Origin of the sequence: Primorskyibacter flagellatus, assembly GCF_048268605.1 — a bacterium.
GTDB lineage: Bacteria > Pseudomonadota > Alphaproteobacteria > Rhodobacterales > Rhodobacteraceae > Primorskyibacter > Primorskyibacter flagellatus.
This window is the reverse complement of record NZ_JBLWVF010000028.1, coordinates 1-23,755: the sequence shown is the minus strand read 5'-3', so window position 1 is coordinate 23,755 and position 23,755 is coordinate 1. Positions and strand designations below refer to the sequence as shown.

The 23,755-nt window shown below is 59.3% G+C and carries 21 protein-coding genes; 5 read left to right on the top strand and 16 right to left on the bottom strand.

What is annotated here, in order from left to right; translation table 11 throughout:
• The 4 genes from ACN0WV_RS18220 to rpsL all read right to left on the bottom strand — a co-directional run.
• A partial coding sequence (locus tag ACN0WV_RS18220; protein WP_417607670.1) for a GTP-binding protein occupies positions 1-181 on the bottom strand: 181 nt, incomplete at its 3' end.
• Positions 182-267: 86 nt separating this feature from the next.
• Entirely contained in the window at positions 268-2,391 is a 2,124-nt protein-coding gene (gene fusA, locus ACN0WV_RS18215) for an elongation factor G (protein ID WP_084352007.1), read from the bottom strand.
• A gap of 25 nt (positions 2,392-2,416) precedes the next feature.
• The gene (rpsG, locus tag ACN0WV_RS18210) at positions 2,417-2,887 is read right to left on the bottom strand and encodes a 30S ribosomal protein S7 (RefSeq protein WP_084352005.1); all 471 of its coding nucleotides are present in this window, start codon (positions 2,885-2,887) and stop codon (positions 2,417-2,419) included.
• 12 nt (positions 2,888-2,899) lie between these two features.
• Complete coding sequence (gene rpsL / locus ACN0WV_RS18205) at positions 2,900-3,271, bottom strand: 30S ribosomal protein S12 (protein ID WP_005621086.1); 372 nt, start codon at positions 3,269-3,271, stop codon at positions 2,900-2,902.
• 368 nt (positions 3,272-3,639) lie between these two features.
• On the opposite strand from rpsL, the gene ACN0WV_RS18200 reads away from it, so the two are divergent.
• Positions 3,640-4,446: a putative rhamnosyl transferase gene (locus ACN0WV_RS18200; RefSeq protein ID WP_417607669.1), complete on the top strand. Its 807-nt coding sequence runs from the start codon at positions 3,640-3,642 to the stop codon at positions 4,444-4,446.
• An 86-nt stretch (positions 4,447-4,532) separates the two neighbouring features.
• Here the strand turns inward: ACN0WV_RS18200 and rpoC are convergent, their stop codons facing one another.
• The 9 genes from rpoC to secE form a co-directional block, all read right to left on the bottom strand.
• Positions 4,533-8,780 carry a DNA-directed RNA polymerase subunit beta' gene (gene rpoC, locus ACN0WV_RS18195; RefSeq protein ID WP_417607668.1) on the bottom strand — a complete coding sequence of 1,416 codons (4,248 nt, stop codon included), beginning with the start codon at positions 8,778-8,780 and terminating at the stop codon, positions 4,533-4,535.
• Positions 8,781-8,871: 91 nt separating this feature from the next.
• Positions 8,872-13,008 carry a DNA-directed RNA polymerase subunit beta gene (gene rpoB / locus ACN0WV_RS18190; RefSeq protein ID WP_084351999.1) on the bottom strand — a complete coding sequence of 1,379 codons (4,137 nt, stop codon included), beginning with the start codon at positions 13,006-13,008 and terminating at the stop codon, positions 8,872-8,874.
• A 317-nt stretch (positions 13,009-13,325) separates the two neighbouring features.
• Positions 13,326-13,703, bottom strand: coding sequence for a 50S ribosomal protein L7/L12 (gene rplL / locus ACN0WV_RS18185; protein ID WP_084351997.1), 378 nt, complete (start codon positions 13,701-13,703; stop codon positions 13,326-13,328).
• Between the two features lie 73 nt (positions 13,704-13,776).
• A complete protein-coding gene (rplJ, locus tag ACN0WV_RS18180) occupies positions 13,777-14,295 on the bottom strand; it encodes a 50S ribosomal protein L10 (protein WP_417607667.1) in 519 nt (172 codons plus the stop codon).
• A gap of 365 nt (positions 14,296-14,660) precedes the next feature.
• Complete coding sequence (locus ACN0WV_RS18175) at positions 14,661-15,230, bottom strand: hypothetical protein (RefSeq protein ID WP_417607666.1); 570 nt, start codon at positions 15,228-15,230, stop codon at positions 14,661-14,663.
• 164 nt (positions 15,231-15,394) lie between these two features.
• On the bottom strand, positions 15,395-16,093 hold the full coding sequence (gene rplA, locus ACN0WV_RS18170) for a 50S ribosomal protein L1 (protein ID WP_417607664.1): 699 nt from the start codon (positions 16,091-16,093) through the stop codon (positions 15,395-15,397).
• Position 16,094: 1 nt separating this feature from the next.
• Positions 16,095-16,520: a 50S ribosomal protein L11 gene (rplK, locus tag ACN0WV_RS18165; RefSeq protein WP_084351991.1), complete on the bottom strand. Its 426-nt coding sequence runs from the start codon at positions 16,518-16,520 to the stop codon at positions 16,095-16,097.
• A 119-nt stretch (positions 16,521-16,639) separates the two neighbouring features.
• Complete coding sequence (nusG, locus tag ACN0WV_RS18160) at positions 16,640-17,173, bottom strand: transcription termination/antitermination protein NusG (protein ID WP_084351989.1); 534 nt, start codon at positions 17,171-17,173, stop codon at positions 16,640-16,642.
• 219 nt (positions 17,174-17,392) lie between these two features.
• Positions 17,393-17,590 carry a preprotein translocase subunit SecE gene (gene secE, locus ACN0WV_RS18155; RefSeq protein ID WP_084352255.1) on the bottom strand — a complete coding sequence of 66 codons (198 nt, stop codon included), beginning with the start codon at positions 17,588-17,590 and terminating at the stop codon, positions 17,393-17,395.
• Positions 17,591-17,842: 252 nt separating this feature from the next.
• Between secE and ACN0WV_RS18150 the strand changes: the two genes are divergently transcribed.
• Positions 17,843-19,108: a class I adenylate-forming enzyme family protein gene (locus tag ACN0WV_RS18150; protein ID WP_417607662.1), complete on the top strand. Its 1,266-nt coding sequence runs from the start codon at positions 17,843-17,845 to the stop codon at positions 19,106-19,108.
• A complete protein-coding gene (locus tag ACN0WV_RS18145; RefSeq protein ID WP_417607660.1) occupies positions 19,105-20,208 on the top strand; it encodes a thiolase family protein in 1,104 nt (367 codons plus the stop codon). Before ACN0WV_RS18150 ends, ACN0WV_RS18145 begins: the two co-directional genes overlap by 4 nt.
• Before the next feature lie 16 nt (positions 20,209-20,224).
• Here the strand turns inward: ACN0WV_RS18145 and ACN0WV_RS18140 are convergent, their stop codons facing one another.
• The 3 genes from ACN0WV_RS18140 to ACN0WV_RS18130 are packed head-to-tail and all read right to left on the bottom strand — an operon-like array spanning position 20,225 to position 22,107.
• On the bottom strand, positions 20,225-20,770 hold the full coding sequence (locus tag ACN0WV_RS18140; RefSeq protein WP_084351983.1) for a biotin transporter BioY: 546 nt from the start codon (positions 20,768-20,770) through the stop codon (positions 20,225-20,227).
• Positions 20,771-20,801: 31 nt separating this feature from the next.
• Complete coding sequence (locus ACN0WV_RS18135) at positions 20,802-21,410, bottom strand: energy-coupling factor transporter transmembrane component T family protein (protein WP_417607658.1); 609 nt, start codon at positions 21,408-21,410, stop codon at positions 20,802-20,804.
• Positions 21,385-22,107 carry an energy-coupling factor ABC transporter ATP-binding protein gene (locus ACN0WV_RS18130; RefSeq protein ID WP_417607656.1) on the bottom strand — a complete coding sequence of 241 codons (723 nt, stop codon included), beginning with the start codon at positions 22,105-22,107 and terminating at the stop codon, positions 21,385-21,387. Before ACN0WV_RS18130 ends, ACN0WV_RS18135 begins: the two co-directional genes overlap by 26 nt.
• A 622-nt stretch (positions 22,108-22,729) precedes the next feature.
• On the opposite strand from ACN0WV_RS18130, the gene ACN0WV_RS18125 reads away from it, so the two are divergent.
• Both ACN0WV_RS18125 and ACN0WV_RS18120 read left to right on the top strand, forming a co-directional pair.
• Positions 22,730-22,966 carry a hypothetical protein gene (locus ACN0WV_RS18125; protein ID WP_143514514.1) on the top strand — a complete coding sequence of 79 codons (237 nt, stop codon included), beginning with the start codon at positions 22,730-22,732 and terminating at the stop codon, positions 22,964-22,966.
• A gap of 192 nt (positions 22,967-23,158) precedes the next feature.
• The gene (locus ACN0WV_RS18120; protein ID WP_417607654.1) at positions 23,159-23,602 is read left to right on the top strand and encodes a hypothetical protein; all 444 of its coding nucleotides are present in this window, start codon (positions 23,159-23,161) and stop codon (positions 23,600-23,602) included.
• Positions 23,603-23,755 lie beyond the last annotated feature (153 nt).

Sequence of the window (23,755 nt, the reverse complement as noted above, 5' to 3'; positions counted from 1 at the left end):
CGGTCGAGATCGTGATCCCGCGCGCCTTTTCTTCCGGCGCGCCGTCAATCTGGTCATACGCTTGGAAGTCACCGAAATATTTCGTGATCGCAGCCGTCAGCGTCGTCTTGCCGTGGTCCACATGGCCAATCGTGCCAATGTTGCAATGCGGCTTAGAACGCTCAAACTTTTCCTTTGCCATTTTCCTGGCTCCCTTCTGTATCGGATGGTGGGATGAAACCCCACCCTACGGTGGTGGGTAGGGCGGGGTTCACCCCGCCACCCGGATTATGCGTATTTCGACTGGATCTCTTCCGAGATGTTCTGCGGCACCGGATCGTAGTGATCGAACTGCATCGTGAACTGCGCGCGGCCCGAAGACATGGAGCGCAGGTTGTTGATGTAGCCGAACATGTTGGCCAGCGGCACCATGGCAGCGATCGCAATGGCGTTGCCGCGTGGTTCCTGCCCGGTCACCTGCCCCCGACGCGAGGTCAGGTCACCGATTACGTTGCCGGTATAGTCCTCAGGTGAGATCACCTCGACCTTCATGATCGGTTCCAACAGCTTGGCACCGGCACGACGAAGACCTTCACGCATGCACATCCGGCCCGCGATCTCGAACGCCAGAACACTGGAATCCACGTCGTGGAACTTACCGTCGATCAGCGCGACCTTGAAGTCGATGACCGGGAAGCCTGCCAGAGGACCGGAGTCCATCACCGACTTGATGCCCTTTTCGACGCCGGGGACGTATTCTTTCGGAACCGCTCCACCAACGATGCGGCTTTCGAACGAATAGCCTTCGCCCGGCTCTGTCGGCGAGATGATCATCTTGACCTCGGCGAACTGACCAGACCCACCCGATTGTTTCTTGTGGGTGTAGGTATGCTCGATCTCGTGGCCGATGGTTTCACGATAAGCCACCTGCGGCGCACCGATATTGGCTTCGACCTTGAACTCGCGCTTAAGACGGTCCACCAGAATATCGAGGTGAAGTTCGCCCATGCCCTTCATGATCGTCTGGCCCGATTCCTGATCGGTTTCGACGCGGAAAGACGGATCCTCGGCGGCAAGACGTGCCAGACCGGCAGACATCTTCTCCTGGTCGGCCTTTGTCTTGGGTTCGACGGCAATCTCGATCACCGGATCGGGGAATGTCATCGTTTCCAGAACCACCGGTTCCTTGACGTCGCACAGCGTATCCCCGGTGGTGGTGTCCTTGAGACCCGCCAGCGCGATGATGTCGCCCGCAAATGCTTCCTCGATTTCCTCGCGGTCGTTCGAGTGCATCATCATCATTCGACCGACACGCTCTTTCTTGCCTTTGGTCGAATTCAGGATCGAAGTGCCCTTGGACAGAACGCCCGAATAGATGCGGGTGAAGGTCAGGGTCCCGACGAACGGGTCGTTCATGATCTTGAACGCCAGACCGGCAAACGGCATCGTGTCATCCGCGCGGCGCGGAATATTGCGGGTTTCCGTCTCGTCACCGGGCTTGAAGCCCATGTAATCAACAACGTCCATCGGGCTGGGCAGATAATCCACAACCGCGTTCAGCAACGGCTGGACACCCTTGTTCTTGAACGCCGAGCCACACAGGATCGGCACGAACTTCAGACCAAGCGTACCGGCACGGATCAGACGACGCAGCGTCGGAATGTCAGGCTCTTCACCTTCGAGATAAGCCTCCATCACGTCGTCATCCATCTCGACAGCGATCTCGATGAGATTGGCACGCCATTCGTCGGCGGATGCCTTCAGGCTTTCACGGATCGGCTGACGAACCCAGGACGCGCCCAGATCTTCGCCTTTCCAGACCCACTCTTCCATGGTGACAAGATCAACGATGCCTTCCAGCTCGTTCTCGGACCCGATCGGAATCTGGATCGGGGCCGGGACAGCACCGGTGCGGTCCTTGATCATCGCGACGCAGTTGAAGAAGTCGGCGCCGATCTTGTCCATCTTGTTGACGAAGACGACCCGCGGAACCCGGTACCGATCGGCCTGGCGCCAAACGGTTTCGGTCTGCGGCTCGACACCCGCGTTGGCATCCAGCACCGCAACGGCACCGTCAAGCACGGCCAGCGAACGCTCGACTTCGATGGTGAAGTCAACGTGGCCGGGCGTGTCGATGATATTCATCCGGAATTTGGTGCCGTCGGTACCTTCGGCGGAAGGATCTTCCTGCCACTGCCAGAACGTCGTGGTGGCGGCGGACGTGATCGTGATGCCACGCTCCTGCTCCTGCTCCATCCAATCCATGGTGCCGGCCCCGTCATGGGTTTCGCCCATCACGTGATTCTTGCCGGTATAGAACAGAATGCGTTCCGAGCAGGTTGTCTTGCCTGCGTCGATATGCGCCATGATACCGAAGTTGCGGTACCGTTCGAGGGGATATTCGCGTGCCATTGGGCTTACGTCCTTCGGATTTAGTTTACCAGCGGTAGTGGCTGAATGCCTTGTTGGCATCGGCCATCTTGTGGGTGTCTTCGCGCTTCTTCACGGCGGTACCACGGCTGTTGACCGCATCCAGAAGCTCACCTGCAAGGCGCTCTTCCATGGTGTGCTCGTTGCGATTGCGGCACGCAGTGATCAACCAGCGGATGGCCAGCGCTTCGCGACGCTCGGGGCGCACTTCAACGGGCACCTGATAGGTGGCACCACCCACACGGCGCGAACGAACCTCGACCGAGGGTTTGATATTGTCGAGCGCTTCGTGGAAAATTTCCACCGGCGCGCGCTTCACCTTGTCCTCAACACGCTCAAGGGCGTTGTAGACAATGCGCTCTGCGGTCGATTTCTTGCCATCGACCATCAGGTTGTTCATGAATTTCGTCAGAACCCGGTCGCCATATTTGGCGTCGGGTAGGACTTCGCGTTTTTCAGCGGCGTGACGACGGGACATCTGTTAATCCTCTTATTTCGGACGCTTGGCGCCGTATTTCGAACGGCGCTGCTTACGATCCTTGACGCCCTGGGTATCCAGAACACCGCGCAGGATGTGGTAACGCACACCAGGAAGGTCTTTTACACGGCCGCCACGGATCAGAACCACAGAGTGCTCCTGAAGGTTATGGCTTTCACCGGGAATGTAGCTGATGACTTCGAAACCGTTGGTCAGGCGCACCTTTGCAACTTTCCGCATCGCCGAGTTCGGCTTCTTCGGTGTGGTCGTGTAGACACGCGTGCAGACGCCGCGCTTTTGCGGGCATTGCTCGAGATGCATGGATTTCGAGCGTTTGACTTTCGGCTGCCGCGGTTTGCGGATCAGCTGTTGGATCGTTGGCATTCCGGTTCTTTCCCCGTGTAGCTCACATATGTGGTGCACGCGCGTTGCGTGCGGGTTGACAACAAAAGCGCCCTACGCGTCCGCAAAGCACCGGGTGCACCACCTGAGGGTGCGACGCAAAAAACCGCATTCGTCCCCGATAACGGGAACGACGCGGGGGTTTCCAGAGGATCGGGGCGAAAGGCCCGGATCTTGACCGCTTCTAGTTTTGAGTATCGACGCAAAAGACAGATGTCCCTTCGTCGAGATAGCGGGCGTATAGGGGGAGTCGCAGACCTTGTCAACAGCACCTGACCCTTGTGAAGGGGCTTGGGCAATGACAATCTTTGCAGCAACGATCAGGACAATATTACAGGGGAACGATTGGCATGCAAGTGATCGGTCTGTGCCGTTTTTCCTACCCCGCCGAGGGCGGATTTCAGGTTGAATATGGCGGGCTGAAAGAGCGGCAGGATTACCTCTACTCCCCTGCCCGCATCGAGGAACGTTTCCGCCAGTTCGAGACCATCTGCCTGCCGGGTCTGAAGGCACAGACAGACCCGGATTTCCTCTTTCTTGTGCTCGTGGGTGAAAGCCTGCCCGCCCCCTATGCAGAGCGGCTGACGCGCCTGCTGGAAGGCTTTGCGCAAGCGCGCATCGTGGCCCGCCCGCCCGGACCGCATCGCAAGGTCTGTCAGGACGTGATCAACCGTGCAAGGGACCTGGACCAGCCATGCCTTCAATTTCGTCATGACGATGATGACGCCGTGGCAGTCACCTATGTCGAACGCCTTCGGGGTGCCGCGCAAAGCTGCAAAGGGCTACTTGAGAATAACGGGCTGGTCGCGATTGACTTCAACCGCGGCTATATCGCCCGGCCCGACGCGCAGGGCCTTGCGGCAGAGCCAAACCTGACGCCGTTCTACGGGGTTGCATTGGCGGTCGCAGCCCAAGCTGGTGTACGCCAGACGATCATGAATTTTGGCCATAACCGACTGAACCAGTTCATGCCGACCATCAGCCAGACCGACTCACCCATGTATGTGCGCGGACATAACGACCACAACGACTCGCGTCAGAAGAAGCATGTGAAGCCGATTGAGCTGCCCCGGTTGAACGCGGCAGGCGAAGCCAAATTCCGACGGATATTTGCCATCGACGCCGATCACGTCAGGCAGGTCTATTCCAACACCTGAGTGCGGACACTGCCATGTGGTGAATGGAAAAACCCCCGCGCATTGCTGCGCGGGGGTTTCTGGTTTCAGGTTAGATGTCGCGATACTTAATCGCGGCTTTCCGGAGTCTCAACAATGCCGCTATCGAAGTCGCCAGCACCGGCAACATCGTCCTGCATTGTCGGAGCAGCAAGCGCTGCTGCGGCCTCTGCTTCCTCGCGACGGGCCTCGATGACGACATTATCGCGCGATTTTGCGACCTTGCGCATCTTCTGGGTTGCCCCGCCGGTCCCTGCCGGGATCAGACGACCCACAAGGATATTCTCCTTCAGGCCGATCAGACGGTCACGCTTGCCTTGTACAGACGCTTCGGTCAGCACGCGCGTTGTCTCCTGGAAGGAGGCGGCAGACATGAACGAGCGTGTCTGAAGCGAGGCTTTGGTGATCCCCAACAGAACCGGCTGACCAGATGCGGGGCGACCGCCACGGGCCATTGCCTTTTCATTGGCCTCGTCCAACTCGATCTTCTCGACATGCTCGCCCTTGAGAAGCGTGGTATCACCGCTGTCGCTGATCTCCCACTTCTTGAGCATCTGGCGCACGATCACTTCGACATGCTTGTCGTTGATCTTCACACCCTGGAGCCGGTAAACGTCCTGCACTTCGTCGATCATGTAGTTGGCCAGCGCTTCGACACCCATGATTGCGAGGATGTCATGCGGCGCGGGATTGCCGTCCATGATGTAGTCACCCTTCTGAACGAAGTCGCCTTCGCCTACCGGGATGTGCTTGCCCTTGGGCACCATGTATTCGACAGGGGACAGGCTGTCATCAGACGGTTCGATCGCGATCCGGCGCTTGTTCTTGTAGTCCTTGCCAAAGCGTACAAAGCCGTCGATTTCAGCGATGATCGCGTTGTCTTTCGGACGACGCGCCTCGAACAGTTCGGCCACGCGGGGAAGACCCCCGGTGATGTCCTTGGTCTTGGCACCTTCACGCGGGATACGCGCAACAACGTCACCGGCCTTGATGTCCTGCCCGTCCTCGACCGACAGAATGGCGTCAACCGACATCGGATAGGTGATGGGGTTGCCAGCTTCGTTGCGCACAGGCTCGCCATCGCCGTCGATCAGAATGATCTCGGGCTTCAGCTCGTTGCCCTTCGGCGCGGCACGCCAGTCGGCGACGATCTTCTGCGTCATACCCGTTGCATCATCAGTATCTTCGCGGACGGCCACACCGTTCACAAGATCCACATGCCGCGCCATACCGTCTTTCTCGGCGATGATCGGCAGCGTGTAGGGATCCCATTCGAACAGCTTGTCGCCACGCTCGATCTTCTGACCCTCGGTCACAAACAGCTTGGTGCCGTAGCCCAGCTTGTGGCTGGCGCGTTCTTCACCGTGCTCGTCCATGATCCGCAACTTCATGTTGCGGCCCATGACCAAGGTCTCACCGATCGAGTTTTCCAGCGTGCTGGACTGCTCGAAGGTGATCGTGCCGGCCTGGCTGGCTTCCTGGAAGGACTGCTGGCCACCCTGCGCAACACCGCCGATGTGGAACGTCCGCATCGTCAGCTGTGTACCGGGTTCACCGATGGACTGCGCCGCAATGATACCCACGGCTTCGCCAGTGTTCACCATCGTACCGCGCGCCAGATCACGACCGTAGCACATCGCACAGACGCCTTCTTCCGACTCGCAGGTCAGAGGCGAACGGATGCGCGCACTTGCCAGACCGGACTGGTCGACAATGTCGGACATGCGCTCGTCGATCAACTCGCCTTGACGCACCATCACTTCCTCGGTGCCGGGCCGGACCAGATCCTCTGCCGCGACACGGCCCAGGATACGTTCGGCCAGCGACGACACGACCTCACCATCGTTGACAGCCGCTTCGGCAGTGATCGCCCGTTCGGTTCCGCAATCACGATCCCGCACAATGCAATCCTGCGCCACGTCCACAAGACGACGCGTCAGGTAACCAGAGTTCGCCGTCTTCAACGCGGTGTCCGACAGACCCTTACGGGCACCGTGGGTCGAGTTGAAGTATTCAAGAACGGTCAGGCCTTCCTTGAAGTTCGAGATAATCGGCGTCTCGATGATGTCGCCATTCGGCTTCGCCATCAGGCCGCGCATCCCGCCCAGCTGCTTCATCTGCGTAACAGAACCACGCGCACCGGAGTGGGCCATCATGTAGACCGAGTTCGGCTCGGATTCCGACCCATCGGCATCCGTCTTGGCGGCCGAAATGGTCGACATCATCGCCTCGGTGACCTTGTCGTTACATTTCGACCAGGCATCGACAACCTTGTTGTACTTTTCGCCCTGAGTGATCAGGCCGTCCATGTACTGTTGTTCGAAATCCTTCACCTGACCCCGGGTTTCCTCGACGATCGGCCATTTGGATTCAGGGATCACCATGTCGTCCTTGCCGAACGAGATACCGGCCTTGAACGCTTCCTTGAAGCCCATGGACATGATCTGGTCACAGAAAATGACAGACTCTTTCTGACCGCAATAACGGTAAACGGTGTCGATGACCTTCTGCACGTCTTTCTTGCGCAGCAGGTTGTTGACCAGATCAAACGGTGCCTTGGCGTTCATCGGCAGCAGCGCGCCAAGACGGACCCGACCGGGTGTCGTCTCGTAGCGCTTGACGATTTCGTTGCCTTCTTCGTCGATCTGGGTAACGCGCGCAGTGATCTTGGCGTGCATATGCACTTCGCCAGAGTTCAGAGCGTGCTCCACCTCTTCGATCGACGAGAAGGACATGCCCTCGCCCTTCATGCCATCGCGGGCGATGGTCACATAGTAAAGGCCAAGGATCATATCCTGCGACGGAACAATGATCGGCGCGCCATTTGCAGGCGACAGAACGTTGTTCGTCGACATCATCAGAACGCGCGCTTCAAGCTGGGCCTCCAGCGAAAGCGGAACGTGCACGGCCATCTGGTCGCCATCAAAGTCGGCGTTGAAAGCCGAACAAACCAGCGGGTGAAGCTGGATGGCCTTGCCTTCGATCAGCATCGGTTCGAACGCCTGAATGCCAAGACGGTGCAGCGTCGGCGCCCGGTTCAGCATGACAGGGTGTTCGCGGATCACCTCGTCCAGAATATCCCAAACTTCGGGACGCTCTTTCTCGACCAGCTTCTTCGCCTGTTTCACGGTGCTGGAAAGACCTTTGGCCTCCAGACGCGAGTAGATAAAGGGCTTGAACAGCTCCAGCGCCATCTTCTTGGGAAGACCGCACTGATGCAGTTTCAGCTCCGGACCCGTCACGATGACGGACCGGCCAGAGAAGTCGACGCGCTTACCCAGAAGGTTCTGACGGAAGCGACCTTGCTTGCCTTTCAGCATGTCAGACAGCGATTTCAGCGGTCGCTTGTTGGCACCGGTGATGACACGGCCACGGCGGCCGTTGTCGAACAGGGCGTCAACGGATTCCTGCAACATCCGCTTTTCGTTGCGCACGATGATGTCGGGCGCACGCAGTTCGATCAGACGCTTCAGACGGTTGTTCCGGTTGATGACCCGGCGATACAGATCGTTCAGATCCGACGTCGCGAAACGGCCACCATCCAGCGGCACCAGCGGGCGCAGCTCTGGCGGGATCACGGGAATGACCGTCATCACCATCCACTCGGGCCGGTTGCCCGACTCGAGGAAGGATTCCACGACTTTCAGACGCTTGATGATCTTCTTGGGCTTCAGCTCACCAGTGGCTTCTTTCAGATCCGCGCGCAGTTGCTCTGCTTCGGAGTCCAGATCAATTGCCGCGAGCATTTCACGGATGGCTTCGGCGCCGATATTGGCCGTGAACGCGTCCATGCCATAGACGTCTTGCGCGTCCATGAATTCTTCTTCGGACAGCATCTGGCCATAGGTCAGATCGGTCAGGCCGGGCTCGATCACCACATAGTTTTCGAAATAAAGCACACGTTCCAGATCACGCAGCGTCATGTCCAGCATGAGACCGATGCGCGACGGCAGCGATTTCAGGAACCAGATATGCGCGCAAGGCGCGGCCAATTCGATATGGCCCATACGCTCGCGACGGACCTTTTGCAGCGTGACTTCGACGCCGCATTTCTCGCAGACAACGCCGCGATACTTCATGCGCTTGTATTTGCCGCACAGGCATTCGTAATCCTTGATCGGGCCGAAAATGCGCGCGCAGAACAGACCGTCACGTTCGGGTTTGAACGTGCGGTAGTTGATGGTTTCGGGCTTCTTGATCTCGCCGAAGGACCACGAAAGGATCCTTTCGGGCGAAGCCAAAGACACCTTGATCTCGTCGAAGGTTTTCACCGGTGCGACGGGGTTGAACGGGTTGTTTGTCAGTTCCTGGTTCATCTTGTCATCCTAAAGCTGTCGGAAGGGAAAGGCGCGCCCAAGGCTTTTCAGCAAAGCCTTGGGAAAGTCCTCTTGCAGACTTTTGCGGCCGCTACTCATCCTCCTCCGTATCCAGGAGTTCCATATTGAGGCCCAAACCGCGGACCTCTTTGACGAGAACGTTGAACGATTCCGGAACGCCGGCCTCGAAATTGTCTTCGCCCTTGACGATGCTCTCATAGACCTTGGTCCGGCCTGCCACGTCATCCGATTTCACCGTCAGCATTTCCTGCAAGGTGTAGGCGGCACCGTAAGCTTCCAGAGCCCAGACTTCCATCTCACCGAAGCGCTGGCCACCGAACTGTGCCTTACCACCAAGCGGCTGCTGGGTGACGAGGCTGTAAGGCCCGGTCGAGCGCGCGTGGATCTTGTCATCCACAAGGTGATGCAGCTTCAGCAGGTACTTGACGCCAACGGTCACGGGGCGGCTGAACTGCTCGCCCGTGCGCCCGTCGAACAGGATCGACTGGCCGGAGGTGTCAAAGCCCGCGCGTTTCAGCGAGTCGTTGACATCGGCCTCTTTCGCACCGTCAAAGACCGGCGTTGCGATCGGAACACCGTTCGTCACGTTGCCCGCCGCTTCGAGAAGCTGGCCATCTTCCATGCTGCCGATGCCTTCCTCGTAGACATCGTCGCCATAGGCGATCCGCATCGCTTCGCGCACCGGGGTCAGATCGCCCGACCGGCGGTATTCGCCAAGTGCGTCGTCGATCTTGATGCCAAGGCTGCGCGCAGCCCAGCCCATATGGGTTTCAAGGATCTGACCGACGTTCATACGCGACGGAACGCCCAGCGGGTTGAGGCAGAAATCGACCGGAGTACCATCTGCGAGGAACGGCATGTCCTCCATCGGAACCACCTTCGAGATCACACCCTTGTTGCCGTGACGGCCGGCCATCTTGTCGCCCGGTTGCAGCTTGCGCTTCACCGCCACGAACACCTTGACCATCTTCATCACGCCCGGCGGCAGATCGTCGCCACGGCGCACCTTCTCGACCTTGTCTTCGAAACGGGCATCCAAAGCGCGCTTCTGCACTTCATACTGCTCGTTCAGGGCCTCGACGATCTTGGCGTCATCCTCGTCTTCCAGCGCCAGTTGCCACCACTGGCCACGGCTCAGCGTGCCCAGCAGATCTTCGTCGATCTGCGTGTTCGGACGAACACCTTTCGGGCCTTTCACGGCGATCTTGCCGAGGATCATATCCTTCAGACGCGCGTAGATGTTGCGGTCCAAGATCGCCAGCTCGTCATCCCGGTCGCGGCTCAGGCGTTCGATCTCTTCACGTTCGATCTGAAGCGCGCGTTCGTCCTTTTCCACACCGTGGCGGTTGAACACGCGGACCTCGACTACCGTCCCGAAATCGCCCGGCTTGACGCGCAGCGACGTGTCGCGCACGTCCGAGGCTTTTTCACCGAAGATGGCGCGCAGAAGCTTTTCTTCCGGCGTCATCGGGCTTTCGCCCTTGGGTGTGATCTTGCCCACCAGAATATCGCCCGGTTCCACATCGGCACCGATATAGACGATACCCGCTTCGTCGAGGTTGCGCAGGGCTTCCTCGCCGACGTTGGGGATGTCGCGGGTGATCTCTTCCGGTCCAAGCTTGGTGTCACGGGCGGCGACTTCGAATTCCTCGATATGGACGCTCGTGAACACGTCATCGCGGGCGATGCGTTCCGAGATCAGGATCGAGTCTTCGTAGTTGTACCCGTTCCACGGCATGAAGGCGACGACGACGTTCTTGCCAAGCGCCAGCTCCCCCATATCGGTGGACGGACCGTCGGCGACGACTTCGCCCTTCTCGACCAGATCGCCCACCTTCACCAACGGACGCTGGTTGATACAGGTGTTCTGGTTCGAGCGCTGGAACTTGCGCATCCGGTAGATATCGACCCCGGCATCGCCAAGCTCAAGATCGCCGGTGGCTCGCACAACGATCCGCATCGCATCGACCTGGTCGATGATGCCTGCGCGCTTGGCCATGATGGCCGCGCCGGAATCGCGCGCCACAACACCTTCGATGCCGGTGCCCACAAGGGGTGCCTCGGAGCGCAGGGTCGGCACAGCCTGACGTTGCATGTTCGAACCCATCAAGGCGCGGTTGGCGTCGTCGTTTTCCAGGAACGGGATCAACGAGGCCGCAACGGACACCAGCTGTTTCGGGCTGACGTCAATCAGGTCCACGTTTTCGTTGGGCGACAGGGTGTAATCGCCGGATTTCCGAGTCGACACCAGATCGTTCACGAAACGCATGTTCTCGTCGAGGTTGGCGTTGGCCTGCGCCACGGTGTGGCGCATTTCCTCGGTTGCGGACATGTAGTGCACTTCGTCAGTGACGACGGAGTCCTTGACCACACGGTAAGGCGTTTCAATGAAGCCATACTTGTTCACGCGCGCGAAGGTCGCCAGCGAGTTGATCAGACCAATGTTCGGCCCTTCCGGCGTTTCAATCGGGCACATCCGGCCATAGTGGGTCGGGTGAACGTCGCGCACCTCAAAGCCTGCACGCTCACGGGTCAAACCGCCCGGTCCAAGCGCCGAAAGGCGGCGCTTATGCGTCACTTCCGACAGCGGGTTGGTCTGGTCCATGAACTGCGACAGCTGCGAAGAGCCGAAGAATTCGCGTACCGCAGCGGCGGCAGGTTTCGCGTTGATCAGGTCCTGCGGCATGACCGTGTCGATCTCGACGGAGGACATACGCTCCTTGATCGCGCGCTCCATCCGCAGAAGGCCGACGCGATACTGGTTTTCCATCAGTTCACCAACCGACCGGACCCGGCGGTTGCCAAGGTGGTCGATGTCGTCGATGTCACCCTTGCCGTCACGCAGTTCCACGAGCGCCTTGACACAGGCCACGATGTCTTCGCGGTCCAGCGTGCGCTGTGTGTCGGGCTTTTCAAGCGCCAGACGCATGTTCATCTTGACGCGGCCGACCGCAGACAGGTCGTAGCGTTCGCTGTCAAAGAACAACGTCTCGAACAGGGCCGAGGCGGCCTCGACGGTCGGCGGCTCACCCGGACGCATCACGCGGTAAATATCCATGAGCGCGGTTTCGCGGTTCATGTTCTTGTCCGCCGCCATGGTGTTGCGCATGTACGGGCCGACATTGATGTTGTCGATGTCCAGAACGGGGATCTCGGTGATGCCCGCGTCCACCAGTTCTTTCAGCGTCCCGCCGATAACTTCACCGGCCTTGTCGAATTCCCATGTCAACTCGTCACCGGCCTCGACATAGATCGCGCCGTTTTCTTCGTTGATCATGTCGCGTGCGACAAACTTGCCGACGATCTGTTCGAACGGCACCAGCAGATCGCTGACAGCGCCTTCGTCGATCAGCTTCTTGACGGCGCGTGGCGTGACCTTCTTGCCAGCTTCGGCGATCACATCGCCCGTGGCCGCATCGACCAGATCAAAGGTTGGACGGGTGCCGCGGACACGCTCGGGGAAGAACTTCGTGACCCAGCCACGCCCCTTCTCCAGCTTGTAATCGACGGTCTCGTAATAGGCCGTCATGATGTCTTCCTGCCCCAGACCCAGGGCATAAAGGAGCGTCGTCACCGGCAATTTGCGGCGGCGGTCGATACGCGCAAAGACAATATCCTTGGCGTCGAATTCGAAGTCGAGCCAGGAACCGCGATAGGGGATGATGCGGCAGGCGAACAGCAACTTGCCCGAGGAATGCGTCTTGCCCTTGTCGTGGTCAAAAAACACGCCCGGCGAGCGGTGCATCTGGGACACGATTACGCGCTCGGTGCCGTTCACAACGAACGTCCCGTTTGGCGTCATCAGGGGCATGTCGCCCATAAAGACGTCCTGTTCCTTGATGTCCTTGACCGATTTCGCGCCGGTATCCTCGTCCACATCAAACACGATCAGACGCAACGTCACCTTCAAAGGTGCCGCATAGGTCATGTCGCGCTGCTGACATTCCTCGACGTCGTATTTCGGACGTTCCAGTTCGTAGTTGACGAATTCCAGAACGGCGGTCTCATTGAAATCCTTGATCGGAAAGACCGACTGGAAGACGCCTTTCAGCCCCTCACCATCCATCGGTTGCAGCTGATCTCCGGATTTCAGGAAAAGATCGTACGAGGATTTCTGAACCTCGATCAGGTTCGGCATCTCCAGAACTTCACGGATTTTGCCGTAATATTTGCGAAGACGTTTCTGGCCAAGAAAGCTTTGCGCCATGACAGGTGTCACCTTTCAGTTTCTCACCGGGTGTGCGCGCTGTCGGGCACAGCGACACGCCCCTACGAGACGACAAGAATTCCGATCAATTCCCGGCTTTCGTCCCACCGAAAGCCTCCCGATCTTTGGAACCTTGTCTTGGAAAACCCCCTGCCCCGGACTTGATCCGGGGCAGGGGGTTTTCCAAGACAAGTTCGGCTGGGCCCGGAAGTGTCCCGGACCCAGCCATTTTCGGTTCGAGCGGAGCGTTGATCGCAAGGCTTCGGTGAAACCCCGGATCGGCCGTCCCTCGCGGGATGCGGCGCGCCCCAGCCGGATTACTTGAGTTCGACCTCGGCGCCAACTGCTTCCAGTTTGCCTTTGATCTCTTCAGCTTCGTCCTTGGAAACCTGCTCTTTGACAGCTTTGCCGCCAGCTTCGACCAGTTCCTTGGCTTCTTTCAGACCCAGACCCGTGATGGCACGGACTTCCTTGATCACGTTGATCTTGGATGCGCCTGCACCTTTCAGGATCACGTCGAATTCGGTCTGCTCTTCAGCAGCCGCACCGGCGTCGCCCGCAGGACCGGCCATCATCACTGCGCCGCCAGCTGCGGGCTCGATGCCGTATTCGTCCTTAAGGATGGTTTTCAGTTCTTGTGCTTCGAGAAGCGTCAGACCAACAATGTCTTCCGCCAGTTTTTTCAGATCAGCCATTTTAGACTCTTTCCGTATCTAGATGTGTTCCAACGTCAGGATGTTCAACCCCACGCAGGTCTCATTGGTTGCCTCAAGCAGCCTCGGCCTTTTCTTCGATGGTCGAGAGAATGCTTGCGATATTCGAAGCAGGGGCGCCAATTGCACCGGCGATGTTCGAAGCAGGCGCGCCAATCATGCCAGCGATGGTAGCGATAAGCTCATCGCGCGACGGCATTTTCGACACGGCTGCAACACCAGCCCGGTCCAGAGCGTTCTCACCCATTGCGCCGCCGAGGATCTCGAGTTTCGAGTTTCCTTTGGCGAATTCCTCGGCCACCTTGGCTGCTGCCACGGGGTCTTCGGAATAGGTGAGCACGGTCATGCCCGTCAGGAATTCTGCGATACTTGCGCAGGGCTTACCTTCAAGGGCGATCTTGGCGAGCCTGTTCTTGGCGACACGTACAGATCCACCCGCTTCGCGTGCACGCGCGCGCAGATCCTGCATCTCGGCAACCGTGAGGCCTTCGTAGTGGGAGACCACGACGACGCCAGAGCTTTCGAAGATCTGGCCGAGTTCCTCGACCAATTTCTCTTTCTGGGCTCTATCCACAGTTTCACTCCAATTTTCGGAAGGCAGTGACCCTCCGGCTCGTTAAACCGAACCTTTGAGAAGGTTCGGCATCGGGTCCGTACGGGTCGTTCCCAATCACGCCCGAGGCGAACCCCGGAGAGAGAATTGTTCGGTTCCCGTCTCAGGCAGGACTTATGGTTTGCACCACCCACCGTCTTGGACGAATCATCGGGCCACCCGATTTGAAGCGGGCGGCCCGACGGACGGGGTATTAGCCAATGCTTACGGAGAAGGGAAGGGCCTGTACGAAAAAAAACTCCGCAGACACGTAAAGACATGATCAAATGCGCGCGAGCAGTCCCACCGCATCACTGATCTGCGCAGGATGCTATGCGGGCAGAAGATCATCCCTGATCAGGGTATTGTGGTACGGGCGCTCTATTCTTTTGGCGCAACGGTCCAAATCCTGAACTTCTCATTGCTTGGTCGAGTGAAATGTCAATTTTCTTCGGCAGTACGTAAGGAATTTTCCGCGACAAGCGGAATGGGTTGCCGGATACGATCTCGTCGCGCTTCAAAATATAATATGCCGCCATATCACATTTCCAGCTTCCACCACGTTCACGGGTCACGGGATTGTAGCTGCCTTCACCATAAAGGAAGCAAATTTCTAAGCCGTAGCTGGCAATCTGCAACTTCCACCGGCCCGAGACCCCTCGGTTATTTCCGGGATACCACAAGAAGGTTTCACCGTTAGCGGCGAGGTATTCGATCTGGGTGCCATGTATGCTGTGGGACTTTGTCGTCGTGTCCGACAAAAAACTCTGCACGGCCGAAGGGGTTTCAGCCATCTTGTGAACTTGCCCTGCTGCCGCGCGCCGCGCCGAAATTTCTTCCTTTGTTAAGTCGCTCGCACATGCCGACAGGACTAAGAGAGCAGGGAGCAAGACAATTGCTGCAGCGTGGCGAAACATATGAACACTTTCCAAAGGTACCAATTTCGTCGGTTTCTATCACCACTGTGTTGAGCGAACAAGAAATGAGACGTGAGGTAACTGAACAGACCGAACGCCGTGACTACCTCAACGAAAAAAGGCGGACCCGTGGGTCCGCCGTTCTCAACCTGACTGAAACAGTCTTACTCGGCGTTGGCCGAGTCGATTGCGACCGAAACGCCCGGTCCCATCGTGGTGCTCAGCGAGACCTTTTTCATATAGGTGCCCTTGGCGCCTGCAGGACGGGCCTTGGAGACGGCGTTGACGAAAGCGCGGATGTTCTCGACCAGCTTTGCCTCATCAAACGAGGCCTTGCCAACACCGGCATGCACAACGCCGCCCTTTTCGGCGCGGAACTGAACCTGACCGCCCTTGGCGTCCTTGACGGCTTGCGTGACATCCATCGTCACCGTGCCCACCTTGGGGTTCGGCATCAGGTTACGCGGGCCAAGCACCTTGCCCAGACGGCCGACGATCGGCATCATGTCCGGTGTGGCGATGCAGCGATCAAATTCGATCGTGCCGCCCTGAACGGTTTCCATCAGGTCTTCGGCACCGACGATGTCAGCACCGGCGGCTTCAGCTTCTTCAGCCTTGGCACCGCGTGCGAAGACTGCAACGCGCATGGTTTTCCCGGTGCCGTTGGGCAGGCCGATAACACCACGAACCATCTGGTCAGCGTGACGTGTGTCAACGCCCAGATTCATCGCGATCTCGACGGTTTCGTCGAATTTCGCGTTGGCATTCGCCTTGATCAGAGAAACGGCTTCCTCGACGGTGACGTTCTCTTTGCCGACAAGCGCTTCACGCGCGGTACGGGTACGTTTTCCAAGTTTTGCCATCTTATTTCACCTCGATGCCCATGGACCGGGCAGAGCCCAGGATGATCTGCATCGCGTTTTCAATCGTCGTGGCGTTGAGATCTTTCATCTTCGCTTCGGCAATTTCTTTCACCTGAGCGACGGTCACCGAACCTGCGGTGGCGCGACCGGGCGTACTGCCACCGGATTTCAGCTTGGCGGCCTTCTTGAGGTAATAAGACGCGGGCGGCGTCTTGATGTCCATCGTGAAGGATTTGTCCTGATAATACGTGATGATCGTCGGACAGGGGGCACCAGCCTCCATTTCCTGCGTCTTGGCGTTGAACGCCTTGCAGAATTCCATAATGTTGATCCCGCGCTGACCCAATGCTGGGCCAACGGGCGGCGACGGGTTTGCCTGCCCGGCGGGGACTTGCAGCTTCAGACTGCCAACCAGTTTCTTGGCCATGTGGCCTCTCCTTTATCAAGCGGCGGGGCTTGCCCACCCTGCAATGGAACCATGGGTTCCGTTTTGCCGTGGTTGGGGTTGGTCGGCCTTGGGCCGCCTCACCTCCCACGTCTCGAACATCACACCTGCTTTGACACCTGTGTGAATTCCAGTTCGACCGGGGTTTCCCGGCCAAAAATTGAGACGGAAACCTTGAGGCGCTGATTGTCCTCGTCGACTTCCTCGATCATGCCGTCGAAATCTTCGAACGGGCCGTCGTTGACCTTGACCTTCTCGCCGATCTCGAAATGGATCAATGTGCGCGGCGCATCCTCGCCTTCCTGCACCCGACCCAAAATCGCCTGCACTTCGGCGTCGCGCATCGGCATCGGGCGTCCTTGCGGGCCCAGAAAACCTGTGACGCGGTTGATGGAGTTGATCAGGTGATAGCCCTGATCCGACATTTCCATCCGCACAAGGACATAGCCGGGCATGAAGCGCCGTTCTGTCGTGACTTTCTTGCCGCGACGAACCTCGATCACCTCTTCGGTCGGCACCAGCACTTCTTCGATCTGGTCCTCAAGCCCTTGCTCATCAACCGCAGTCCGGATCTGTTCGGCGATCTTCTTCTCGAAGTTCGAGAGCACGCTCACCGAGTACCACCGTTTCGCCATCTGGTCACAAACCTTCGTTCTGCACCGATCCGGGGACCGTGTGTCGTTCCATTTTCTGGCGGCCCATATTCAAACCGGCAGCCGCCGCGTTCCGAAACAAAATCGGCGCGCAACTCGAATCGCCGCACGCCTTTCGGATGATTGGTCTGCGCAATACCCGCGAAAGAGACCGAGTTCAAGCCTCAGGGCGCGCGCATGTCCTATGCGGTCCCGACTGGCTTAGCCGAACATTTCCAACACTTGCTGAAGCCCGCCGCGGATCAGAATATCCACAATTGCAAAGAAAATAGCGGTCAATGCAGCCAAGATGAAAACCATCACCGTTGTCAACATCACCTCACGGCGCGTGGGCCACACCACCTTGGCCACTTCGGAGCGGACCTGCTGGATAAACTGAAGCGGGTTGGTCATGGCCATGTCTGTTCTACTTTCATTGCGGACGCGACGCACATACTCGGCGCGGGCGGTGATTTCAAGGCCCGCCATCACGGCACGTTGCCTCGTGGCCAAACCTGCGCTTGTGCCGCGACCTTGTGCTTCGTAAAACGGCCGGAGCCAGTACGGCATTTGCGGACCAGACAGGTGGGCGCGATGGATTTCCCACAAACGCGCGATAATACAGAGATTCGTGCCCGGTAGCCCACCAGTTTACGAAGGTGAAGGTACAGTTTGAGCCAAGTCATCCCAGCCAGCGCGGATCCCGCAGCCTTCCGACGCCCTTATGACGGTCAGATCAGAGTCAACCGTGTCTCGATCACACCAGCGGTTCTGCCCGCAGATGAAATGATGGCCACGATTCCCGCACATCCCGTTGAGGCCTGCGTTGCACAACTGCTGGCCGCAATAGAAACCGGACGTGAATTCTGCATCCATTCCGGCACCGCCCCCCTTGCCACGCCCGATGGAGGTGCGTTCCTGCAATGCGAAACCTCCGGCTCTACAGGGCAACCCAAGCGGGTCCGTCGCAGCCACGCCTCCTGGATCCGGTCTTTCATGGTAGATCGCGCGCTCTGGAACATCACGCCGCAGGATTGCATCGCCGTCTTTGGCCCACTCAATCACTCGCTGGCACTCTATGGTGCGGTCTCGGCGGTGCATCTGGGCGCGCAGGTGGACGTCTTTACAGCCCCCCGCCCTGACACGCGGTTGCAAATGCTGCGCGCGGCAATGCCGTCACTATTATATGCCACACCCGCGCAATTGCGTCAGCTTGCGGCGTGTTGCGACGCCGACACCGACATCCCCGGCACCCGGCACGTCCTGATCGGCGGCGGCTTTCTGGACAAGGCCACTCGCAATGCCGCAGCGCAACTGTTTCCCGGCGCGGTCTTGCACGCATTTTACGGCGCAAGCGAAACCAGCTTCATCGCAATCTCTGATGCCACGACGCCCCCCCTTTCGGTCGGTCGCGCCTATCCCGGCGTCGAAATCCGGATCCGGGATGAGTTGGCTCGCGATCTGCCCCCGGATCACCCCGGCGAGGTTTGGGTCCAAAGCCCCTATCTTTTCGACGGCTATGCGCAGGGCAGCAGCGCACAGACCCGTTGGCAGGACGGTTTTCTGACGGTGGGCGAACTGGGATGGCTCGATCCGGAGGGACATCTGTTTCTGGCGGGGCGACGTGACCGGATGTTCACTGTTGCCGATCAAAATGTCTTTCCCGAACTGATCGAGAGGGTGCTGCTGGATCAGCCCGGCGTGACACATGCGGCCGTCCTGCCGCGCCCCGATGCCAAGCGCGGCGCGGTACCGGTCTGCTTCCTATCCGCCGGGCCGCAGGGTGTTGATACCGACGCGGTGCTGGCTGCCTGTCGCCGCCAGCTTACCCCGCAGGCCGCACCACGGCGCGCCTTCGTACTGACGGACTGGCCCACCCTGCCTTCGGGCAAGACCGACCTCACCGCGCTGTCCCAACTGCTCAAGGCGCAGACATGAGCCGCGCCGTCATCATCGCCGCACGGCGCAGCCTTGTCGCACCGCGTGGCGGGGCGCTCGCACATCTGCACCTTCACGAAATCGCCGCCCCGGTGATCCAAGCCTGCCTGACGGATGCCGGGCTGGTGCCGGACAGCGTTGACGAACTGATCATGGGCAATGCGCTTGGCGCAGGTGGCAACCCGGCGCGCGTGGCGGCGCTGGCGGCTGGATTGCCGTTGCGCGTGGCGGGGCTAAGCATTGATCGCCAATGCTGTTCGGGGCTGGATACGCTGCGCCTCGCTCAGGCGATGATCGAGGCAGGTCAGGCCGAGGTGGTGATCGCAGGCGGGGCCGAAAGCTATTCGCGTCGACCTATCCGAATGACCGCCGCGCAAGGGGGCGCACCCGCGCAGGAATACGACCAGCCGCCCTTTACCCCTTGGCCCGACCGGGACCCGGATATGGCCGGAGCGGCGGATGCGCTGGCGCGACACCTCGGGATCTCACGCGCCGCGCAGGACGCATGGACGGTGGACAGTCACGCGCGTGCCATCGCCGCCCGTGCCGACCTGTCCGCTGAGATCGTCGGAGATGCGCCTGACAGCTATACGCGCGCGATGACGCCTGCGCTTTGCGCCCGCGCGCGCGCAAACTGCGGCAGCGTCACCCGCGCCAACACCGCCGTGGCGGCCGATGCGGCTGCGTTCTGCGTTCTGGTCTCGGAAAAATATGCGCGCAGGCGCGGCCTGCCCTACGTCACGATTTTGGGCGGCATGGCATTGGGCGGCGATCCGATGCTCCCCGGCCTTGCCCCTGTCGCCGCGATCAACGCGACCTTGGCCGCGCTGAGCCTGTCCCCCGCCGATCTTTCCACTGCCGAGATCATGGAAGCCTTCGCCGTGCAGGCCATCGCCTGTGTCGAGCAGACCGGCCTTGACCCGGCGACCGTGAACCGCAAAGGCGGCGCGCTTGCACGCGGCCATCCCATCGGCGCGTCGGGGGCAATCCTTGCAGTTCGGCTGTTTCACGACCTGCGCGGGACAGGCGGGCGCGGGCTGGCCGCGATTGCCGCTGCGGGCGGGATCGGAACCGCGCTTGTGTTAGGTGGCGAGGGTTAGCCCCCGCGCCGGAACATCACGCTCGGGACAGAACGCTGGCGGGCCGCGCCTTGGCCAGCGCGGCGGTGACAAACCCTGCCAGAGCCGCCTTGATCAGATCGCCGGGAATGAAGGGCGACACCAGCAGCGCAGCCTCGGGGAATGACTTGTCCAGCGTTATCGCCATGCCGGCGATCCCGAACAAGTACAGCACCCCGATGCCGCCGACAAATGCTCCCAGAATCGACGCCGGCAAAAGTGCCAGCCGCGGGGTTTTCTCGACGATCAGGCCCGCCACGAAGGCGGCAACCGGAAATCCAACCAAAAAGCCGACAGTCGGCGAGGCAAACAGCCCAAGCCCGCCGCGACCACCGGCCAGAAGCGGCAGCCCCAATGCCACCAGCAACAGGAACAGCAGCACCGCCAGCGACCCGCGCCGCGCGCCCAGAACCGTCCCGCACAGCATGACGCCAAGGCTTTGCGCAGTGATCGGCACCCCAAAGCCCAGGGTGATCTTCGGGATCAGCCCCAATACGGCGATCAATGCAGCGAACAGGGCGATAAGGACGGTGTTGCGTTCCAAGAGGCTATTCCTTCGGAGGGTTGAACCAGAGTTATGGCTGGGTATCGAAGCCGCCGCGCGCGCGCAAGGCTTCGGCCACCTGTTCGGCATCGTCAATCGCGGTGACGGTGATCGGCATGACCAGTTGCCAACCCGGACGGCGGGCGCTTCGGGCGCGCCAGGATTCGATCAACGTCCCGGCCTTGCCAAACAGAACAGGCGTAAACCGCACCACAAGCGCAATTGCATAGCCGATCGGCGCGGTCCGAATGCCAAGCCGTTCCAGCGGAGACAACAGCCACAACACCAGATCCGTCAGATCGTCGAGCCGCGTCGTCATCGTCACAAGATTGGCAAGCCCGACCGCCGCAACAAGGCGCAGCGCCACTGCGACCCCCGTCACCGGATCGCCCGCGATCAGATGCCAGACAAGAACAATCGCGACAAATACCCAAAGCGGACGCAGGAACCTGACGCCCTCCACCAGAAATCGCCAGCCAACCACAAGATAGGCCAGCGCGACGCCCGCAACCGCCGCCAGCAACAGTACAGGGCTTTCGATCAGGTAGAGAAGAAACACGCCACCGGAAACAAGCGCCAGCTTCAGCGACGCGGGCCAGCGGTGATACGCGGTCCTAGTCGAGGAGGTCAGCGCCAGCATCGTCTGCCTCCATCATCGCCGTCTCATAATGTGCCAAGGTCCGCGCTGCCGGGCCGCTTTCGCGGATTGCCCCATTATCCATCCAGATCACCCGATCGTAACCCGCCAATGCCGCCGGATCATGGGTGATGTGAAGGACGGAGGGCCCCACCTGCGCAAGGTAACGGTGCATCTGTCGCGTGGTGGGAATGTCGAGCCCGGTAAACGGCTCATCCAATATGATCAGGGCCGGTTCCATCGCCAGCACGGACATGAGACAGACCAGATGCCGCTGCCCTTGTGAAAGCGTGGCCACCGCCCGCCCCTGCCAATGCGTCTTGCCAAAGCGCGCCAGCATCGCGGCCGCGCCGTCCCGCGCTGCGTCCTTGCTGCGTCCAAGCTGCCGCAAACCGAAAGCCAGCTCTTCTTCGACCGTCGGAAAGATGATCTGGTGATCGGGGTTCTGGAACAATATGCCGACAGTCCGGATCGCGGCGCGGCGATCCCGCGCAACATCGACCCCGTTGATCAAAACACGGCCACTATCCGGACGGACAAGCCCGGCAAGGAGCCTCGCCAGCGTGGTTTTGCCAGACCCGTTTCGCCCCACCAGTCCGATCCGGGCATCAGATATGTCCAGCAATGTCTTGGCGATCACCTCGCGCCCGTCTCGCGAATAAGACACGCCCTCTAGTGTGATGCGCGCCCTTGGCGTCATTTTGGTTGGGATCGGGGCAACATGCATCGCGCGACGCCTGAGATTGAAACGGACCGCGCCTACCTAGTCCGATGTGCGCGTGACTGCAACGCGCATGCCACACCGCTGCCTGCCGTCGAGAAAGTCCAAAGCGAGCGTTGTCGCACGAGCCTGGCGACAGAAGATTCATTTCGCGCCGCCACTCTCTTAGACGTGCAGCGTGAGCAAGCCAATCGTCCGCATGGCATCACGTCAACGGGCTAAGCGGGCACTCAGGCACCCAGCGAGAGTCGCCTTGCAACGCCCATGCAGGTGCTGTGATGAACCAGCCGGCTTGTTTTTTGACGTACACGTTTTTGTGCTGCACCTCCCACCAACGGCAATTGTTACATCCGCGCGCGTCACAAAAGCACTGGTGAGGCGCGCAAAAGCCAAGCCTGTTTGACGCGCACAATTGCTGTGCGAATTTGCACGCGGCACAGGTCGTAAGCCTCGATTTTCAATGGCAATTCGGCGTGATCTGGTGCGAGTGTTTTGTGATTTCAAATTTGGCCTCGTTGGTCCCAATTATCAGTCATCGCCAACGAATGCTGGCGCAGACAAATCCAGGGCCAATCAGCCCACCCATCTGAAAGGACACAATATGAACCGCATTATCGCAATCGCAGCCGTCGCCATCGCAACCGTTGCAGGTGCAGCAAACGCAATGACCCAGGACAACGCGGCCGCTGTCCGCGCAATCAATTCCTATGCGCCCTCCGTAGACGTTTCGACGCTCGACGACTCGACCATCCTCGCCGCCCTTCAGGCCATCCACGGCTCCGGCACCGAGAGCGAAAAATCCTCTACCGTTCGTGCAATCCTGCTGAACGCCAACTAAGCCCAGTCGGTTGCCACCCCTGATCGGACGCCGCGGCATCACGCCAGCGGCGTCCATCTCACAGCGTCGTGACCGAATCGTGACCAAATCAGCGGAACGCTTTGGCGGGGTCACGCATTTTCTCTCCAGCGACGCCGATCAGTTGCGTTGTCGCGCTGACGATCGGCTTTAACTTTTGAACAGGAGAGACTTATGAAACATCTTATGTTTGCAACCGCCCTGACCGCAGCCACTATTTCGGGTGCAGCCTTTGCTCAGGAAGCGCTTGAAAACCAGATTGAAACCTTTGCTCCGAACATAAATTACGAAGCGCTGAGCGAAGATGCCCGCCTGCAAATCGCCAATGTCATCAACGGCAGCGGCAGCTTTAGCGAAAAGCAATCCACCGTTACAGCCCTTGCGCTTCAAGAAAACGCAATGGAGGAAGGTTCCATGATGGAAGACAACCCCTACGTCTTCTACATGTCGGATGAGCAATACACGACTTTCGCAAATGATCTAAAAGGTTTTGAGCCATCGGCTGACCCAGCCAACTTGTCGAATGACACACGCTTGCGCCTGATGGCTGCAATGTATGGCAGTGGCAGCCACAGCGACAAAGCCAGCTTGGTGAAATCGATCCTGCTGGATTCCTAAGACACCTATCGGCGAAATTAGTCGTCAGTATAAATGCAAGAAGGGCCACCCAATCAGGGTGGCCCTTTTTGTCACGTCGAACCCTGCGGGGGGTTGTTTGCCCCCCGCGCAGTCAGTTTGATTACTCGATGATTTTCGAGACGACGCCGGAGC

Excerpts from the sequence above, each read along its gene's own strand:
- ACN0WV_RS18200 (WP_417607669.1), top strand. The coding sequence starts at position 3,640 with ATGCAAGTGATCGGTCTGTGCCGTTTTTCCTACCCCGCCGAGGGCGGA.
- rpoB (WP_084351999.1), bottom strand. The coding sequence starts at position 13,008 with ATGGCGCAAAGCTTTCTTGGCCAGAAACGTCTTCGCAAATATTACGGC.
- fusA (WP_084352007.1), bottom strand. The coding sequence starts at position 2,391 with ATGGCACGCGAATATCCCCTCGAACGGTACCGCAACTTCGGTATCATG.
- rplL (WP_084351997.1), bottom strand. The coding sequence starts at position 13,703 with ATGGCTGATCTGAAAAAACTGGCGGAAGACATTGTTGGTCTGACGCTT.
- secE (WP_084352255.1), bottom strand. The coding sequence starts at position 17,590 with ATGGCCATGACCAACCCGCTTCAGTTTATCCAGCAGGTCCGCTCCGAA.
- nusG (WP_084351989.1), bottom strand. The coding sequence starts at position 17,173 with ATGGCGAAACGGTGGTACTCGGTGAGCGTGCTCTCGAACTTCGAGAAG.
- ACN0WV_RS18135 (WP_417607658.1), bottom strand. The coding sequence starts at position 21,410 with ATGCTGGCGCTGACCTCCTCGACTAGGACCGCGTATCACCGCTGGCCC.
- ACN0WV_RS18175 (WP_417607666.1), bottom strand. The coding sequence starts at position 15,230 with ATGTTTCGCCACGCTGCAGCAATTGTCTTGCTCCCTGCTCTCTTAGTC.
- rpsL (WP_005621086.1), bottom strand. The coding sequence starts at position 3,271 with ATGCCAACGATCCAACAGCTGATCCGCAAACCGCGGCAGCCGAAAGTC.
- ACN0WV_RS18130 (WP_417607656.1), bottom strand. The coding sequence starts at position 22,107 with ATGACGCCAAGGGCGCGCATCACACTAGAGGGCGTGTCTTATTCGCGA.
- ACN0WV_RS18125 (WP_143514514.1), top strand. The coding sequence starts at position 22,730 with ATGAACCGCATTATCGCAATCGCAGCCGTCGCCATCGCAACCGTTGCA.
- rpsG (WP_084352005.1), bottom strand. The coding sequence starts at position 2,887 with ATGTCCCGTCGTCACGCCGCTGAAAAACGCGAAGTCCTACCCGACGCC.
- ACN0WV_RS18120 (WP_417607654.1), top strand. The coding sequence starts at position 23,159 with ATGAAACATCTTATGTTTGCAACCGCCCTGACCGCAGCCACTATTTCG.
- rplA (WP_417607664.1), bottom strand. The coding sequence starts at position 16,093 with ATGGCAAAACTTGGAAAACGTACCCGTACCGCGCGTGAAGCGCTTGTC.
- ACN0WV_RS18145 (WP_417607660.1), top strand. The coding sequence starts at position 19,105 with ATGAGCCGCGCCGTCATCATCGCCGCACGGCGCAGCCTTGTCGCACCG.
- rplK (WP_084351991.1), bottom strand. The coding sequence starts at position 16,520 with ATGGCCAAGAAACTGGTTGGCAGTCTGAAGCTGCAAGTCCCCGCCGGG.
- rpoC (WP_417607668.1), bottom strand. The coding sequence starts at position 8,780 with ATGAACCAGGAACTGACAAACAACCCGTTCAACCCCGTCGCACCGGTG.